This is a genomic window from Streptomyces sp. NBC_01465 (assembly GCF_036227325.1).
GTDB lineage: Bacteria > Actinomycetota > Actinomycetes > Streptomycetales > Streptomycetaceae > Streptomyces.
Genome location: NZ_CP109467.1, coordinates 2,601,622 through 2,617,516, shown reverse-complemented (window position 1 = coordinate 2,617,516; position 15,895 = coordinate 2,601,622). Strand labels below are relative to the sequence as shown.

14 protein-coding genes are annotated in these 15,895 nt (G+C 69.4%); 6 read left to right on the top strand and 8 right to left on the bottom strand.

Annotated features, from left to right (window positions below; genetic code table 11):
* Positions 1-222: 222 nt before the first annotated feature.
* Positions 223-2,799, bottom strand: coding sequence for an aminopeptidase N (pepN, locus tag OG707_RS12035; protein ID WP_329117319.1), 2,577 nt, complete (start codon positions 2,797-2,799; stop codon positions 223-225).
* A gap of 132 nt (positions 2,800-2,931) precedes the next feature.
* Between pepN and OG707_RS12030 the strand changes: the two genes are divergently transcribed.
* Positions 2,932-3,567: a mycothiol-dependent nitroreductase Rv2466c family protein gene (locus OG707_RS12030; RefSeq protein WP_329117316.1), complete on the top strand. Its 636-nt coding sequence runs from the start codon at positions 2,932-2,934 to the stop codon at positions 3,565-3,567.
* Between the two features lie 50 nt (positions 3,568-3,617).
* Entirely contained in the window at positions 3,618-4,232 is a 615-nt protein-coding gene (locus OG707_RS12025; RefSeq protein ID WP_329117314.1) for a hypothetical protein, read from the top strand.
* Here OG707_RS12025 and OG707_RS12020 read toward each other — a convergent pair.
* From OG707_RS12020 to OG707_RS12005, 4 genes are all read right to left on the bottom strand, one after another.
* The gene (locus OG707_RS12020; RefSeq protein ID WP_329117311.1) at positions 4,226-4,441 is read right to left on the bottom strand and encodes a hypothetical protein; all 216 of its coding nucleotides are present in this window, start codon (positions 4,439-4,441) and stop codon (positions 4,226-4,228) included. The two genes, OG707_RS12025 and OG707_RS12020, sit on opposite strands and share 7 nt — an antisense overlap.
* A 179-nt stretch (positions 4,442-4,620) precedes the next feature.
* Entirely contained in the window at positions 4,621-5,262 is a 642-nt protein-coding gene (locus OG707_RS12015) for a superoxide dismutase (protein WP_329117309.1), read from the bottom strand.
* Between the two features lie 129 nt (positions 5,263-5,391).
* On the bottom strand, positions 5,392-6,828 hold the full coding sequence (locus tag OG707_RS12010) for an amino acid permease (protein ID WP_329117307.1): 1,437 nt from the start codon (positions 6,826-6,828) through the stop codon (positions 5,392-5,394).
* Between the two features lie 100 nt (positions 6,829-6,928).
* Positions 6,929-8,317 carry an amino acid permease gene (locus OG707_RS12005; RefSeq protein ID WP_329117305.1) on the bottom strand — a complete coding sequence of 463 codons (1,389 nt, stop codon included), beginning with the start codon at positions 8,315-8,317 and terminating at the stop codon, positions 6,929-6,931.
* A 251-nt stretch (positions 8,318-8,568) separates the two neighbouring features.
* Here OG707_RS12005 and OG707_RS12000 point away from each other — a divergent pair, with 251 nt between their 5' ends.
* On the top strand, positions 8,569-9,159 hold the full coding sequence (locus OG707_RS12000) for a biotin transporter BioY (protein WP_329117303.1): 591 nt from the start codon (positions 8,569-8,571) through the stop codon (positions 9,157-9,159).
* A 71-nt stretch (positions 9,160-9,230) separates the two neighbouring features.
* Here the strand turns inward: OG707_RS12000 and OG707_RS11995 are convergent, their stop codons facing one another.
* Complete coding sequence (locus tag OG707_RS11995; RefSeq protein ID WP_329117301.1) at positions 9,231-9,971, bottom strand: hypothetical protein; 741 nt, start codon at positions 9,969-9,971, stop codon at positions 9,231-9,233.
* A gap of 135 nt (positions 9,972-10,106) precedes the next feature.
* Between OG707_RS11995 and OG707_RS11990 the strand changes: the two genes are divergently transcribed.
* A complete protein-coding gene (locus OG707_RS11990) occupies positions 10,107-11,756 on the top strand; it encodes a serine/threonine-protein kinase (protein WP_329117298.1) in 1,650 nt (549 codons plus the stop codon).
* Here the strand turns inward: OG707_RS11990 and OG707_RS11985 are convergent.
* Positions 11,720-13,150, bottom strand: coding sequence for an amino acid permease (locus OG707_RS11985; protein ID WP_329117296.1), 1,431 nt, complete (start codon positions 13,148-13,150; stop codon positions 11,720-11,722). The two genes, OG707_RS11990 and OG707_RS11985, sit on opposite strands and share 37 nt — an antisense overlap.
* Positions 13,151-13,236: 86 nt before the next feature.
* Here OG707_RS11985 and OG707_RS11980 point away from each other — a divergent pair, with 86 nt between their 5' ends.
* Together OG707_RS11980 and OG707_RS11975 are read left to right on the top strand one after the other, a co-directional pair.
* Positions 13,237-13,725 (top strand): ribose-5-phosphate isomerase, encoded by a 489-nt coding sequence (locus OG707_RS11980; RefSeq protein WP_329117294.1) that lies wholly within the window; start codon positions 13,237-13,239, stop codon positions 13,723-13,725.
* Positions 13,726-13,733: 8 nt separating this feature from the next.
* Positions 13,734-14,561, top strand: a complete 828-nt coding sequence (locus tag OG707_RS11975; RefSeq protein ID WP_329117292.1) for an Fpg/Nei family DNA glycosylase — start codon at positions 13,734-13,736, stop codon at positions 14,559-14,561.
* A gap of 37 nt (positions 14,562-14,598) precedes the next feature.
* Here OG707_RS11975 and OG707_RS11970 read toward each other — a convergent pair whose 3' ends face one another.
* Positions 14,599-15,837 (bottom strand): GNAT family N-acetyltransferase, encoded by a 1,239-nt coding sequence (locus OG707_RS11970; RefSeq protein ID WP_329117290.1) that lies wholly within the window; start codon positions 15,835-15,837, stop codon positions 14,599-14,601.
* Between the last annotated feature and the right edge of the window lie 58 nt (positions 15,838-15,895).

Below are 15,895 nucleotides of genomic sequence, written 5' to 3'. Positions count from 1 at the left end.
CGCGGCGGTCCCGCCCGCTAACCCCTGTTACACGGCCGTCGACAATTACGGACAACGCCGTCCTAAAGCACGGGAGTTCGAGTGCCGATAGGGGGCGGGGACCTGGTGTGATGTCGGGGTGTCAGGGGTCGGTTACACACCGTCGATTACTCCGAACGAGGAGGAAATCAAGCCCGTCGAGGGCCCGGGGCGCGCAGCCCCGGGCCCCCGCTCGATCTCAGGTCAGGCCGCAGCCTCGTCGCACGCCTGCCCGCGCAGCGTCCGCGCCAGGTCGTCGCGTGCCTCGAGGACCAGCCTCCGCAGCGCCGGAGCCGCGCCCTCGTGCGACGCCAGCCACGCGTCCGTCGCGTCCAGCGTCGCCCGGTCGTCCTGCAGTCCGGGGAAGAGCCCCTTCACCACGATCATCCCGATCTGGATCGACCGCTCCGCCCACACCCGCTCGATCGCGGCGAAGTACTTCTCCCCGTACGGCGCGATCAGCTCCCGCTGCGAGCTCTGCTCGAAGCCCGCGATCGTCGCCTCCACCAGGGTGTTGGAGAGCGCGTCGGACTCCACGACCGCCGCCCACGCCTGCGCCTTCACCTCCGCCGTCGGCCGCGAGGCCAGGCAGCGGACCTGGTGGCGCTTGCCCGACGCCGTGTTGTCCCGCGCCAGTTCGGCCGCGATGACCCCCTCGTCCGCAAGCCCGTGCGCGGCGAGCGGCGACAGGAACGCCCAGCGCAGCTCCTGGTCCACGTCCAGTCCGTCGACCTTCGCCGACCCCTCCAACAGCCCCTGCAGCAGCTGGAAGTCGGCGTCCGACGAAGCCACCGCCGCGAAGAACCGCGCCCACGTCAGCTGGTGCTGCGAACCCGGCTCGGCGACCCGCAGCTCCCGCAGCGCGCCCTCGGCCAGCTCGCGCCCGCCCTCCTCGCGCCACGCGGGCGCCGCGTAGTGCGTGAGCGCCGACTGCGCCCAGGCGTGCAGCATCTGCAGCACGCCGATGTCCGTCTCGCGCCCCGCGAACCGCAGCACCAGCCGTACGAAGTCCCGCGCCGGCATCAGCGCGTCGCGCGTCAGGTTCCACAGCGCCGACCAGCACAGCGCCCGCGCCAGCGGGTCGGTGATCTCGCCGAGGTGACCGCGCAGCGTCTCCAGTGACCCCTCGTCGAAGCGGATCTTGCAGTACGTGAGGTCGTCGTCGTTCACCAGCACCAGATCGGGCTTCTCGGCCCCGGCCAGCTCGCCCACGACCGTACGCGTCCCGGCGACGTCCACCTCGGCCCGCGCGTACCGCACGAGCTCCCCGGCGTCGCGCCGGTACAGGCCCACCGCGACACGGTGCGGCCGCAGCTCCGGGTGGGACTCCGCCGCCTCCTGCACCACAGCCAGCTCGGTGATGCGCCCGGCCTCGTCGTAAGTGACCACCGGCGTAAGGGAGTTGACCCCTGCCGTTTGCAGCCACGACTGCGACCACGACGTCATGTCGCGCCCGCTGGTCTCCTCAAGCACGGCCAGCAGATCGCCGAGCCCCGTGTTCCCGTACGCGTGCCGCTTGAAGTAGCGCCGCGCGCCTTCCAGGAACGCGTCCTGCCCGACGTACGCGACGAGCTGCTTCAGCACGCTCGCGCCCTTGGCGTACGTGATGCCGTCGAAGTTGAGCTTGGCGTCCTCCAGGTCACGGATGTCGGCCGTGATCGGGTGCGTGGACGGCAGCTGGTCGGCCCGGTAGGCCCAGGACTTGCGGTTGTTGGCGAAGGTGATCCACCCGTTCTCGAAGCGGGTCGCGCCCACCATCGAGAAGGTCCCCATGAAGTCCGCGAAGGACTCCTTGAGCCACAGGTCGTCCCACCAGATCATCGTGACGAGGTCGCCGAACCACATGTGCGCCATCTCGTGGAGGATGACGTTGGCCCGCCGCTCGTACGACGCCGAGGTGACCTTGCCGCGGTAGATGTACTCCTCGCGGAAGGTGACGATGCCCGGGTTCTCCATCGCCCCGAGGTTGTACTCCGGCACGAAGGCCTGGTCGTACTTGCCGAAGGGGTACGGGTAGTCGAAGTGCTCGTGGAAGAAGTCGAGCCCCTGCTTGGTCAGCAGGAAGATGTCGTCGGAGTCGAAGTGCTTGGCGAGCCCCTTGCGGCACATGGCGCCGAGCGGGATCTCCAGCTCGGTGCCGTCCTCGAACGTCCGCCGGTAGGAGTCGGTCACGTAGTGGTACGGACCGGCGACGACGCACGTGATGTACGTGGAGATCGGCTTGGTCTCCGCAAAAGCCCAGGCCCCGTCGGCCCCCTGCTCGCTGGCCCCGTTGCTCCAGACCGTCCACCCGTCGGGCGCGGTGACCGAGAACCGGTACGGAGCCTTCAGGTCGGGCTGCTCGAAGTTGGCGAACACCCGCCGCGCGTCGGCCGGTTCGTACTGCGTGTAGAGGTAGACCTCGTCGTCCTCCGGGTCGACGAAGCGGTGCATGCCCTCACCCGTACGGCTGTACGCACACTGCGCGTCCACGACCAGCACGTTCTCGGCGGCGAGCCCGTCCAGCGCGATCCGCACCCCGTCGAAGACGGCCGCAGGATCCAGCGCCTGCCCGTTCAGCGTCACGGCGTTCACGGACGGCGCGACCAGGTCGGCGAAGGAGGAGGCGCCCACCTGCGCGGACCGGAAGCGGATCGTGGTCACCGAGCGGAAGGTCCGGGGCCCCTGAGCCGGGCCGTCCCCGACGGCGGACCGCAGGTCGAGCGCGACCTCGTACCCGTCGACGGACAGCAGCTCTGCCCGCTCCCGGGCCTCGTCACGGGACAGATTCTCACCGGGCACGGGCACTCCTTTGTGTATTCGTTCCGATGTCTGAATACTCCCATGCACCTCCGACAGCGAGCACGCGGGAATGGTTTGGCCCCTGGCGTGCGTTCGGTCCGTCGAGACCGATCCGCGCTCCTGAGGAGAGACATGTCTGAGAGCAAGACCCCCGTCGACTTCTGGTTCGACCCGCTCTGCCCCTGGGCCTGGATGACCTCCCGCTGGATGCTCGAAGTCGAGAAGGTCCGCCCGGTCGAGGTCAGCTGGCACGTGATGAGCCTGGCGGTCCTCAACGAGGACAAGCTCGACGAGCTGCCCGAGCGCTACCGCGAGCTGCTCGGCCCCAAGGGCTGGCGCCCGGTCCGCGTGGTGACCGCCGCGCGTGAGCTGCACGGGGACGAGGTCGTGGGCAAGCTGTACACGGCCCTCGGCACCCGTTTCCACAACAAGGACGAGGGCGCGACCCTCGAATCGATCGCCGCGGCCCTCGCCGACGTCGGCCTGCCCGCCGACCTGATCGAGTACGCCGACAAGGACACCTACGACGCCCAGGTCCGCGCATCCCACAACGAGGGCATCGAAAAGGTCGGCCAGGAGGTCGGCACCCCGGTCATCGCGGTCCCCGGCGCGGACGGCGAGCAGATCGCCTTCTTCGGCCCGGTCGTCACCCCCGCGCCGAAGGGCGAGGAGGCGGCGAAGCTCTGGGACGGCACGCTCCTGGTGGCCTCGATCCCGGGCTTCTACGAGATCAAGCGGACCCGCACCCAGGGCCCGATCTTCGACTGACCCGCACCCCTGACCGGGCGAGGGCGCCCGATCTGACCTACGGTCGCCCTATGAAGATCGGCAGCGACGGCGGCCGCGAAGACCCCGCCCTTCCGAACGACAACGCCCCCTTTGCCACCCTGCCCGTACGCCCGACCGACCGGGTCGTACGGGCAGGGTGCCTCGCCCTCGCCGCCCTCTGGCAGGCCCTCGGCCTGCGCGAGGCGGCGGGCACGATGCGCCACTACCTCTCCGCCACAGGCGCCCCGTACCGTATCGACGCCGACCGGATCCTCGCCCTGCCCCCGGTCCACCGCGCGGTCGACACCCAGCTGTCCCGCTGGCTGACGGAGGCCCCGGAGCTCCCCGGCACGTACGAGGCGGACAGCACCTGGCGAGGCGTCCTGATCAACCGCACGGCCGATACGGACCTGTGGCTGGCGCTGCGAGGAATCCAGTACCGCCTGACAGGAACGGTCCGCGTGACGGAGCGCGGCCCCACGGTCGCGGCGTACCGCTTCCACGTCCACAAATCGTGGAACTTCGACCGCGGCGAGAACGAGTACGGCATCCCCTTCACCCCCTTCGCCCGCCTCCACGAAACAGGCCTGGCAAGGGAGTTCACGGTAACGGGCGAGACCTCACCGGTCACCGCACGTGCCTCGGTCGAAGCCGGGGATCACTGAGGGTCGGGCAGCTTGCGGGGCTTGTCGAAGGGGTTTTCGTTCAGGCCTGTGCGCAGCGTGCCGCAGCCCGGGGCCACGCAGACCAGGAAGTCGTCCACGTACCTTCTGCCGGTGGCCTGCTTCAGCTGCTGCTTCTCGCCGGTGTTCAGCCAGCGGTGCGGTTCCCGCCTCTTGCACGTGCTGCACGACAGGATCCTGGTGCTTGCCACGGTGCCTCCCTCGGTTCCCCGGAGGCGGGAGTCTATGCCGGAGCGGCGTGGGCGCGGCAGGGCGAAAACAGACAGCCCCCGCGAGTCCTGTCCTCGCGGGGGCCGGCCGTTCCATCCGCCTGCACGCGACAGTTGAGAAGACGATCACGAGCAGGACGTTTCTTCAGTTCTTCAGTGACTCACGGCGCGAGCAGCAGCACGTTCGTCCGCTCCTTGGCCGCGGCGTAACGCTTCGCCACGTCCTGCCAGTTGACGACCCGCCACATCGCCTCGATGAAGTCCACCTTCTGGTTCTTGTACTGGAGATAGAAGGCGTGCTCCCAGGCGTCGAAGACGAGGACCGGGGTCGAACCCTGGCCGACGTTGCCCTGGTGGTCGTAGATCTGCTCGACGATCAGGCGACCGCTCAGCGGCTCGTACGCGAGGACGCCCCAGCCCGAACCCTGCGTCGTCGCCGACGCCTTGGTCAGCTGGGCCTTGAACTTCTCGAAGGAGCCGAAGGATTCGGCGATCGCCTCCGCGAGCTCGCCCACGCCGTCCGCCGCAAGCGGCTCGCCGCCGCCGTCGCCCGTCATGTTGTGCCAGTAGATCGAGTGCAGGATGTGGCCGGAGAGATGGAACGCCAGGTTCTTCTCCAGGCCGTTGACCGCACCCCACTGGTCCTTGTCGCGCGCCTCGGCGAGCTGCTCCAGGGTGTCGTTCGCGCCCTTCACGTACGCCGCGTGGTGCTTGTCGTGGTGCAACTCGATGATCTGCGGGTTGATGACCGGTTCGAGTGCCGCGTAGTCGTACGGGAGTTCAGGAAGTGTGTACGTCGCCATGGCCGAGCCCTCCGACTGCTACTGCTGCTAACTGCTTGTTATTGCAACTAATGTGCAAGTGCAGGCTATCAGCATTAAAAAACACCCCCCGGGCCGAGGTGGCCCAGGGGGTGTCGTCGAGTGGCGTGATCAGGCGGCGTACGCAGCCTTCGCCGCGTCGCGCCGCTGCTTCGCATAGCCCGCGCCCGCCAGCGCGGCGACCAGGATCGCCGAGACGTACAGCTGGTCGCGGCCGCCCGACGTCGTGCCCATCGCGACGAAGACGCCGACGATCGCGACGAGCGCGACCCACGTCAGATACGGGAAGCCCCACATCTTCACGGTCAGCAGCTCCGGCTCCTCGCGCTCCAGCCGACGGCGCATCTTCAGCTGCGTCAGGCAGATGAACGCCCAGACGACCAGGACGGCGCAGCCCGTCGTGTTCATCAGCCAGGTGAAGACCGTGTCCGGCCACAGGACCCCGGCCTCGATGGCCAGGAAGCCGAAGAAGCAGGAGGCGATGACGGCGGGCATCGGAACGCCCTTGATCACCTTGCCCAGGAAGCGCGGACCCTGGCCGCGCGAGACCAGCGAGTACGACATGCGCGAGGCGCCGTAGATGTTGGCGTTCATCGCGGAGAGCAGCGCGATCAGGATCACGACCTTCATGATCGTGTCGGCCGCGGGGATGTCGAGGTCCTGCAGCACGGTCACGTACGGGCCGTTCTTGGCCACGTTCGGGTCGTCCCACGGGACCAGCGTGACGATCAGCGCCATCGAGCCGATGTAGAAGATCGCGATGCGCCACACCGCGGTGCGCACCGCGCGCGCCACGTTCTTGCGCGGGTGGTCGGACTCGGCCGCCGCGATGGTGACCGTCTCCAGGCCGCCGTACGCGAAGACCGCGGTCAGCAGCCCGGCGATCAGCCCGGCCGTACCGGTCGGGAAGAAGCCGCCGTCGCCGGTGAGGTACGCGTCGCCCGGTGCGTCGCCGAAGACGCCGCAGATGCCGAGAACGCCGATGACCAGGAAGGACGAGATGGCCAGGACCTTGATGCCCGAGAAGATGAACTCGAACTCACCGAAGTTCTTCACCGCGGCCAGGTTGGTCAGACAGAAGAAGACCATGAAGATCGCGACCCAGCCGTACGCCGGGATGAAACCGGCCCAGCCGTGCATGATGTCGCCGGCCGCGGTGGCCTCGGCGGCGACGCCGCAGCAGAGCATCACCCAGTACATCCAGCCCGAGGTGACCCCGGCCCAGGCGCCGATCTCCTTCTCGGCGTGCACCGAGAAGGAGCCCGTCGCGGGGCGGGCCGCGGACATCTCGCCGAGCATCCGCATGATGAGCATGACGACCGCACCGGCACCCGCGAAGAGCAGCACGATGGCCGGTCCCGCCGCCGCGATGCCCGTGCCGGAGCCGACGAAGAGGCCGGCGCCGATGACGCCGCCGAGCGCGATCATCGAGAGGTGACGCTGCTTGAGACCGTGCGTGAGCTGGGAGCCCGATGCTTCCTCCGGAGCGGCCGAGGCCCCCGGGGTCTTATCAGTCTTCGCCTTTTCGGGCGCGGTTGTCCGAGTCATGGTCGTGCCTGTTCAGTACGTGAGACGGGTTGGACGGTCCCACAGTCTGAAGTCGCGTACCGCTGAGGGGAAGTGAACGCCCGCTATGCGGACACCTGCCTCACCTACGGTGATCGCGCAGCTCCCGTACGCCCGCAACCGCGAGCACCGCGGCCGTCGCCCCGAGCGACCAGAGCAACTGCGGACGCGCCGCACGGTCCGTCAGCATCAGGACGAATACGGCCGCGAGCCCGACCAGCGTCGCCCAGGTCAGCCAGGGGAACGCCCACATGCGCAGCTGCAGCAGCTCCGGGGTCTCGCGCTCGATCTTCCGGCGCAGCCGCAGCTGCGAGGCGGCGATCATGCCCCAGACGAAGAGCAGCACCGCGCCGACCGCGTTGAGCATGTAGAGGAAGACCGAGTCGGGCCACTTCAGATTGAGCAGTACGGAGACGAAGCCGAAGGCGACCGAGGCGAGGACCGCGCGGCGCGGCACATTCCCGCTCACCTTCAGCAGCCCGCGCGGCGCCTCGCCGCGCTCGGCCAGCGAGAAGATCATGCGCGAGGAGCCGTAGAGGTTGGCGTTGAGGGCCGAGAGCAGCGCCACGAACACGACGATGTTCATGATGTTCCCGGCCGAGGGGATCCCGATCGCGTCGAGCACGGCGACGAACGGGGAGAGCCCCGCGTGCTGTGCCGTCCACGGCAGCACGGTCACGATGACCAGCATCGATCCGACGTAGAAGAAGAGGATGCGGAAGACCGCGCTGCGCACCGCCCGGCTGACCGCACGCGCCGGGTCGTCCGTCTCGGCCGCCGCGATCGTGACGACCTCCAGGCCGCCGAAGGCGAAGACGACGGTGAGAACGCCGGAGACGACGCCGTGCCAGCCGTTGGGGAGGAAACCGCCCTGCCCGGTGAGGTTCGTCAGCCCGACCGGATCGGTGTCGGGGAGTACGCCGAAGATCGCGAGCGTGCCCAGGATCAGGAAGAGGACGATCGCGCCGACCTTCAGCGCCGCGAACCAGAACTCGAACTCCCCGAAGTTCTTCACGGCCGCGAGGTTGGCCACGGTGAAGACCACCATGAAGAGCAGGACCCACGTCCACTGAGGAACCCCGGGCACCCACCCGTTGGCGATCTGCGCCGCAGCCGTCGCCTCCACGGCGAGCACGACGACCAGCAGGAACCAGTACAGCCAGCCGGCCGTGAACCCCGCCCAGCGCCCCATCGCCCGCTCCGCGTGCACGGAGAAGGACCCGGAGGCGGGCATCGCCGCCGACATCTCGCCCAGCATCCGCATCACGAGCATCGCCAGGGCGCCCGCGATCAGATACGAGACGACGATCCCCGGGCCCGCGACCGCGATCCCCGCGCCCGAACCCACGAAGAGCCCGGCGCCGATCACCCCGCCCAGACCGAGCATCGTGAGGTGGCGCTGCTTGAGCCCGGGGGAGAGGGGCTCCGCGGGAAGGCCGGCGGGCAGGGTGTCGGACGGGGCCTCGGGCATGGTGCTCGTAACTCTCGGACGATTTATCAGGAACCTACAGTCTCCCTACGGACTGCCCCGTTCCGCAAAACCGATACATCCCCTCGGACCTCCAGTGACCAGCGTCACTCCCGCCGAGGTGTACTTCCCGTTCTTTGTGCGAACCCCACCAAGGTCCCAACCTCCGCTTTGTGGGCCGCAGATGGTGATCACGCGCGGACCCGTCGGCTAACGTCACCCTGTCCCCACCTGCCAGCCACCGCGGAGTCCCGATGAGCACTGCTGCCACCACCCGCCCCGGAGCGGTCCTCGCCGACCTCCTGCCCGCCACGCGGAGCCGATACGCCGTGGACGCGGCCCTGGTCATGGGCGGCGCCGCGCTCACCGGCATCGCGGCGCAGATAGCGGTCCCGGTCCCCGGCTCCCCGGTCCCGGTCACCGGCCAGACCTTCGCCGTCCTGCTCACCGGCGCGGCCCTCGGCGCCCGCCGTGGCTTCCTGGCCCTCGCGGTGTACGCGCTCGTCGGCATGGCGGGCATGCCGTGGTTCCAGAACGGCACCTCCGGTGCGGGCGGCGCCACCTTCGGCTACGTCCTCGGCATGCTGCTCGCCTCCACCGTGGTCGGCGCCCTCGCCCGCCGCGGCGGCGACCGCTCGGTGCTGCGCACCGCGGGCACGATGGTCCTCGGCTCGGCCATCGTCTACGCGGTCGGCGTCCCGTACCTGGCCCTCTCCACCGGCATGTCGACGACCGCCGCCGTCGCGGCCGGCCTCACCCCGTTCCTGATCGGCGACGCCCTCAAGGCGGCCCTCGCGATGGGCGCGCTGCCGGCCGCCTGGAAGTTCGCCGGCCGCCGCGGCTGACCGACCAGTACACCGAAGAGGGCCCGCACCCCCGTCACCGGGGATGCGGGCCCTCTTCTCGTACGAACCGATCAGTGGCGCCCCGCCCTACGTGCGCGCGTGGTCCACCAGACCCCCGCACCGCCCGCGAGCAGCAGCGCACCGCCCACGAGCCCGGCGGGCAGAGCCACCCCGGCCCCCGTCTTGGGGAGACCGCTGCCCGAACCGCCCGAACTCGGAGCCTCGGAAGGCTGAGCGGGACCGGCCGGCACATTGTCCGTGCCGAGCAGCAGTGGAGTGTCCGGAGCGTTCGGCGTCGGCTTCGACGTCCCGAAGGGCACCGGGCCCTGCTGCCACAGGACCTTGTCGCTCGTGTTCTTGGTCACCGGCAGACAGATCTGCCCCTTGGACTTCAGGTCGTACGTCGCCGAGACCGCGTACGACTTGCTCTTCCCCGCCGCCAAGTCGGGGATGACGCAGGCGAATCCGCTGTTGACGCCCTTGAGCAGCCGCCCCTGCGGGATCTTGATGCAGCCGTCGACGCCCGTGATCTTCATCCCGCCGAGACCGAGCACCGACAGCGTGATCTGACCGCTGCCCTTCGTCCCGGTGTTGGAGACCTTGGCGGTCAGACCGGTCGTCGTCCCCGCCTTGTTGTCCACCTTGATCTGCTTGGGCAGTTCGGTGGTCAGCTTGACCCCGGAGATCGTGTTCGGCCCGGCCTTGCCGCCCTGGCTGCTCCCTCCGGGATCATCGGCGGCCGCCGCGAAAGGCAGAAATAGAACAGCCGCAGCAGTGGCGGCAATTAGTGACCCAAAACGTTTTCCTTGCATTTCCCCATCCCCCTCAACCGCGCAGGATGCAGCAGTATTGAAGGGGTACCACAAGATCTCGTAGAACTATGCTGTCATGGTGGCAAGTTCATGCTTCTGTGCTGATCACAGCTGGTACTGAGGGGGTGGGCGTGAATGCCGGGGAATGTGAGCGGCGGGGTGCAGGGGTTATTGATCGCGGCACGTTACCGACTGGGCGAAATCATCGGCCAGGGAGGGATGGGGCGTGTGTGGCAGGCGGCGGACGAGATACTCGACCGACGCGTGGCGATAAAGGAAATGCGCATCGACGATCTCGATGCCGAGGACAGCCGCATCCGCCGCGAGCGGACCCTGCGCGAGGCCCGCGCGACCGCCAGGATCGACCACCCCAACGTGGTCAGGGTCTACGACGTGGTCGAGGAGGGCGACCGGCTGTGGATCGTGATGGAGCTCGTCGACTCCCGCTCCCTGGAGAAAGTCCTCATCGAGGACGGCCCGTTGACCCCGCGCGAGGCGGCCAGGGTCGGCATGGGGCTGGTCGCCGCGCTCCGTGAGGTGCACGCGGTGGGCGTCCTGCACCGCGACATCAAGCCCGGCAACGTCCTGCTCGGCCCGACGGGACGCGTCGTCCTCACCGACTTCGGCATCGCGGCCATCCAGGACACCACGTCGCTCACCGTCGTCGGCATGCTGGTCGGCTCGCCCGACTACATGGCGCCCGAGCGGGTCGGCGGCCGGCCGCAGGGCCCGCCCTCCGACCTCTGGTCGCTGGGCGCCACGCTCTGCGCGGCGGTCGGCGGCTCGTCGCCGTTCTCGCGCCCGACGACGCTCGCCACCCTGCACGCGGTGCTGTACGAGGAGCCCGAACTCCCGCGCGGGGCGGGCCCGTTGGCCCCCGTCCTCGCGTCCTTGCTGGTCAAGGAGCCGGAGCGGCGTCCGAGCCTGGAGGCCGTCTACGAGCGCCTGGAGCCGATCGCGGCGCCGCCCACCGTACAGAAGCCCGCCCCGCCCCCGGTCCCGCAGGACGCGCTGCCCACCCAGTCGGCACCCACCAGGCCCGCACCCCCGCAACCCGAGGCGGCGCACCCGCCCTCGTCCCAGCAGAGCTCCGCCCCGCCCCAGCACCCGCCTCGGTCGCAGCCGGGCCCCTCGGGCGACCCGACGCTGACGGTGCGCAGGCCCGTACCGCAGCCGCAGGCTCCCAAGTCCCCGCGCGGCAGGCGCAATCGGATTCTGGTGGGCGTCGCCGCGGCAGTAGCCGCAGCGACGGTCGCCACCGTCCTGCTCCTCGACAACCAGGGCAGTCCGTCCGCCAACCCCACCAGCAGCAACAGCAGTTCGCCCGCCCCCACGGTCGCCGGCACCTCGCGCCCGCCGATCATCCCGCCCGGCACCCAGAGCGAGACGGGCTTCGCCTGGACGCCGCCCAAGGGCTGGACCCGCAACGCCAAGTCCCCGTCCAACGTCCACTACCACTCGCCGGACGGTCTCCAGGAGACCTCGGGGACGTACGGGCTCGCCTCCGGCGGCGACCTCATGACCCAGTGGATCAAGGCCGAACGAGGCTCGCACGACGTCCCCGGCTACAAGAAGATCCGCCTCGACAACACGACCTTCAAGGGCCGTCCCGCGATCGTCTGGGACTACTTCTTCACCCAGAACGGCGCCGCGTGGAAGGCCCGCCAGATGGGCTTCAACGCGGGCGGCAAGTCGTACCAGGTCAACATCTGGTACGACGCGAGCACCGAGACCTCCGCCCTGCGCACCTACGACGCGGTGACGTCGTCCTTCACCCCGCTCTGAGCGCGCCCGCGGTTGCGCACCAGGGCAACTGCCAGCACCAGCACGCCCACCAGCACGGAGAGGAGCATCTGGGGCCGGCCGTCCTTGTCGTACAGCATGTAGCCGACGACGAACAGGATGAGCGCGATCGTCGCGTACGTCAGATACGGGTACAGCCACATCCGCACGGTCAGCAGCTCCGGCGTCTCCCGCTCGATCTTGCGCCGCATCCGCAGCTGCGAGAAGCAGATGACGAGCCAGACGAAGAGGGCGACCGCGCCCGAGGAGTTCAGCAGGAACTTGAACACGGTGTCCGGGGACACGTAGTTGAAGAAGACGGCGACGAACCCGAAGGCGACCGAGGCCCAGATCGCGACGGCCGGCACCCCGCCCCTGTTGACGGTGGCGAAGGACTTCGGGGCGTCCCCGCGCTGTCCGAGCGAGAAGGCCATCCGGGAGGCCGTGTAGAGACCGGAGTTGAGGCAGGACAGCACGGCGGTCAGGACAACGATGTCCATGATGGTGCCCGCGCCCGGGATGTCGAGGGAGTCCAGTACGGCGACGTACGGGCTCTTCTTCACGGCCGCCGAGTCCCACGGCAGCAGCGTCACGATCACGAGGATCGATCCGATGTAGAAGAGCGCGATCCGCCAGATCACGCTGTTGACGGCCTTGCGTACGGCCTCCACCGGATTGGGTGATTCGGCGGCCGCCAGGGTGACGATCTCCGAGCCCATGAAGGAGAAGACGACCAGCAGCATCCCCGACAGGATCGCCCCCGGGCCGTTAGGCAGGAATCCGCCGTGCCCGGTCAGATTCGCCATCCCCACCGCGTCGTCACCGGGCGGCAGCCCGAAGACCGCCAGCGCCCCGATCACGATGAACGCGACGATCGCGACGACCTTGATCCCGGCGAACCAGAACTCGAACTCCCCGAAGGACCCGACCGAGACCAGATTGGTCCCGGTCAGCACCAGCATCACGATCAGCGCCCAGGCCCACTGCGGCACGCCCGGCACCCACCCGGTGAGGATGGTCGCGGCCGCGGTGGCCTCCACGGCGAGCACGACGGCCCAGAAGAACCAGTACAGCCACCCGATCGTGAAGCCCGCCCACCGCCCGAGCGCCCGGTCGGCATAGGTCGAGAAAGAACCCGAGACGGGGTCGGCGGCAGCCATCTCGCCCAGCATCCGCATCACGAGCACGACGAGCAGCCCGGTGAGCGCGTACGAGAGCAGGATCCCGGGCCCTGCGGCCGCGATCCCGGCGCCCGAGCCGACGAAGAGGCCCGCGCCGATGACACCACCGATGGCGATCATCGACAGATGCCGGTTCTTCAGCCCGGCCTGCAGTCCGTCGGGCGAACCGCCGGCCGGCGGTCGTTCCGTCACCTCGACAGGGGGAGTGGTCGCCATGCGCTCTGTCCTTAATGTCGCCAACGGGGCACGCCATACGTGCCCCGACCAGGCGTCCCGCCTACCCTCCATGCCACACTCGACACATGCGCGTGTACCTCGGCTCCGATCATGCCGGTTTCGAACTCAAGAACCACCTCGTCGAGTGGCTCAAGGCCCACGGCCACGACCCCGTGGACTGCGGCCCGCACATCTACGACGCCGTGGACGACTATCCGCCGTTCTGCCTGCGTGCCGCCGAGAAGACGGCCGCGGACAGCGACAGCCTCGGCATCGTGATCGGCGGATCCGGCAACGGTGAGCAGATCGCCGCCAACAAGGTCAAGGGCGTACGGGCGATCCTCGCCTGGAGCGAGCAGACCGCGGCGCTCGGGCGTGAGCACAACGACGCCAACGTCATCTCGGTCGGCGGCCGGATGCACACCCTGGACGAGATGACGAAGTTCATCGAGATCTTCCTGTCGACCCCGTACTCGGGCGAGGAGCGCCACCAGCGGCGCATCGACATGCTCTCGGCGTACGAGGAGACCCACGTCCTCCCGCCCGTCCCGGCCCACCACCCGCAGCAGGACTGACTCCTTCCGTGCCCGAGGGTCACACGATCCACCGACTGGCCGCCGACCACTTCGAGAGGTTCGGCGGCCGGCCTGTGCGTGCGTCCAGTCCGCAGGGGAAGTTCGCGGACGGCGCCGCGCTCATCGACAAGCGCCCTATGACGTCCACCGAGGCGCACGGCAAGCACCTGTTCCTGGGCTTCGACGGCGAGACCTGGGTCCACATCCACCTCGGCCTCTTCGGCAAGCTCGGCTTCGGCACGACGCCCGTGCCCCCGCCGACGGACACGGTCCGCCTGCGCCTGGTGGGCGAGAAGGCCTACGCGGACCTGCGCGGCCCCACGACCTGTGCCCTGATCACGGACGCGGAGAAGCGGGCGATACACGACCGCCTGGGCCCGGACCCGCTGCGCCCCTCGGACACTGCATCCGATTCAGGTGGGACCAAGGCCTGGAACCGCATCTCCCGCTCCCGCACGACGATCGCCGCACTCCTGATGGACCAGAAGGTCATCGCGGGCGTGGGCAACGTCTACCGCGCGGAGGTCCTCTTCCGGCACGGCATCGACCCCTTCCGCCCGGGCAAGGACGTCACCCGGGCGGAGTGGGACGCGATGTGGAGCGACCTGGCGGCCCTGATGCGCGAGGGCGTACGGAACAACCGCATCGACACCGTCCGCCCGGAGCACACCCCCGAGGCAATGAACCGCGCCCCGCGCGTGGACGACCACGGCGGCGAGGTCTACGTCTACCGCCGGGCCGCGATGGAGTGCCACCTGTGCGGAACGGAGATCCGCACAGCCCCCCTCGCGGCCCGCAACCTCTTCTGGTGCCCGACGTGTCAGCCGGACACTTAAAGCCCGTCCGGCGATTGAGGACATCCTGAACCCGCGCTCAGAATCCGTGCGGAAGCCAAGGCGCGACGTCGGACCCGAACGCCACCGACGCCTCGCTCAGCGCCCCCTGCCGCACCTCCCGTACGAAGCCGCCGCCCGCCAGCGCGGACAGTGACACCCCGCCCAGATACGCCGCCCCCAACTCCCGTACGGTCAGCGCCAGATCAGCCGCGTCCTCCGTCCGCGTGCACGACGCCCCCTTCGAGTTGCCGCTCAGCCGCCAACGCCCGCTGTTCCAGGGGCAGAACGCGTCCTCCACCTCGAACACCACGTCCACCGGCGTCAGATACGTCCGCGCCTCCAGCGCAGCCCCCACATCCACCAGCCGCACATGCAGCGAGTCCCGCTCCCGCAGACCGCACCGCCGGATGTCGGAGGCGAGGTACTGCCACGGGTCGTCGACGGGCCGGTTGTGCACCTGCACGGTCGACGTCAGGTCGATGGAGAACAGGAACCGCCACAGCGCCGCGTACGCCACCGGATCCAGGGCGTCCAGATTCCGCAGCATCACCGTCCCCTTGGGCCCGCTCGCATCCCAGTCGGGCTTGATGTGGAACCGTACGTACCCCACCGTCTCGCCGTCCCGCTCCGCCAGCACGCACTGCAGGGCCGACGCGCCCTCGCGGTCGGCCGGCGGGTCGAGCAGCGGCAGCCGGTCCCAGTGCGCGGTGCGGGCCGGCATCCCGGGGCGCGAGCCGATCGAGGCCGCATAGACGGCCTCGCACCGCTCCGCCGCGGCCTGCGGATCGACGTACCGCAGCCGTACGCCTTCCACACCCTCCGGCATCGCCAGCGACACCCGGTCCGTGTCGATCTCCGCCTTCAGCTGGCGGGTCGCGGCCGCGTAGCCGAAGCGCCCGTAGATCGCCGGCTCGGACGCGGTCAGCACCGCCAGGGGCTCGCCCCACGCCCGTACGTCGTCCAGCTGCCTGCGCATCATCGACGTCAGCACCCCGCGCCTGCGGTGCGTACCGGCGACGCTGACCATGGTCACGCCCGCGGCCGGCACGAAGGCGCCGCCCGGCACGCTCAGCCGGAAGTCGAAGGCCCCGGCCGTCCCCACGCACTCGTCGCCGTCCCAGGCGCCGATGAACCGCTCGTACCCCGCCGCCTCGGTCAGGTCCCGGTAGACCCCGCGCTCCTCGTCGGTCTCCAGAACACCACCGAACGCCCGCTCCAACTTGCCGTACCAGTCGGCCCATTCGGCCGGAAGCAACACCCGCAATTCGGTCGTCATATGCCATGCCTACCAGGACTCTCCGCGCCGGGCGAGCCGATTTCGAACGCAATGTCAC

Excerpts from the sequence above, each read along its gene's own strand:
- OG707_RS12030 (WP_329117316.1), top strand. The coding sequence starts at position 2,932 with ATGTCTGAGAGCAAGACCCCCGTCGACTTCTGGTTCGACCCGCTCTGC.
- OG707_RS12025 (WP_329117314.1), top strand. The coding sequence starts at position 3,618 with ATGAAGATCGGCAGCGACGGCGGCCGCGAAGACCCCGCCCTTCCGAAC.
- OG707_RS12015 (WP_329117309.1), bottom strand. The coding sequence starts at position 5,262 with ATGGCGACGTACACACTTCCTGAACTCCCGTACGACTACGCGGCACTC.
- OG707_RS12010 (WP_329117307.1), bottom strand. The coding sequence starts at position 6,828 with ATGACTCGGACAACCGCGCCCGAAAAGGCGAAGACTGATAAGACCCCG.
- OG707_RS12005 (WP_329117305.1), bottom strand. The coding sequence starts at position 8,317 with ATGCCCGAGGCCCCGTCCGACACCCTGCCCGCCGGCCTTCCCGCGGAG.
- OG707_RS12000 (WP_329117303.1), top strand. The coding sequence starts at position 8,569 with ATGAGCACTGCTGCCACCACCCGCCCCGGAGCGGTCCTCGCCGACCTC.
- OG707_RS11995 (WP_329117301.1), bottom strand. The coding sequence starts at position 9,971 with ATGCAAGGAAAACGTTTTGGGTCACTAATTGCCGCCACTGCTGCGGCT.
- OG707_RS11990 (WP_329117298.1), top strand. The coding sequence starts at position 10,107 with ATGCCGGGGAATGTGAGCGGCGGGGTGCAGGGGTTATTGATCGCGGCA.
- OG707_RS11985 (WP_329117296.1), bottom strand. The coding sequence starts at position 13,150 with ATGGCGACCACTCCCCCTGTCGAGGTGACGGAACGACCGCCGGCCGGC.
- OG707_RS11980 (WP_329117294.1), top strand. The coding sequence starts at position 13,237 with ATGCGCGTGTACCTCGGCTCCGATCATGCCGGTTTCGAACTCAAGAAC.
- OG707_RS11970 (WP_329117290.1), bottom strand. The coding sequence starts at position 15,837 with ATGACGACCGAATTGCGGGTGTTGCTTCCGGCCGAATGGGCCGACTGG.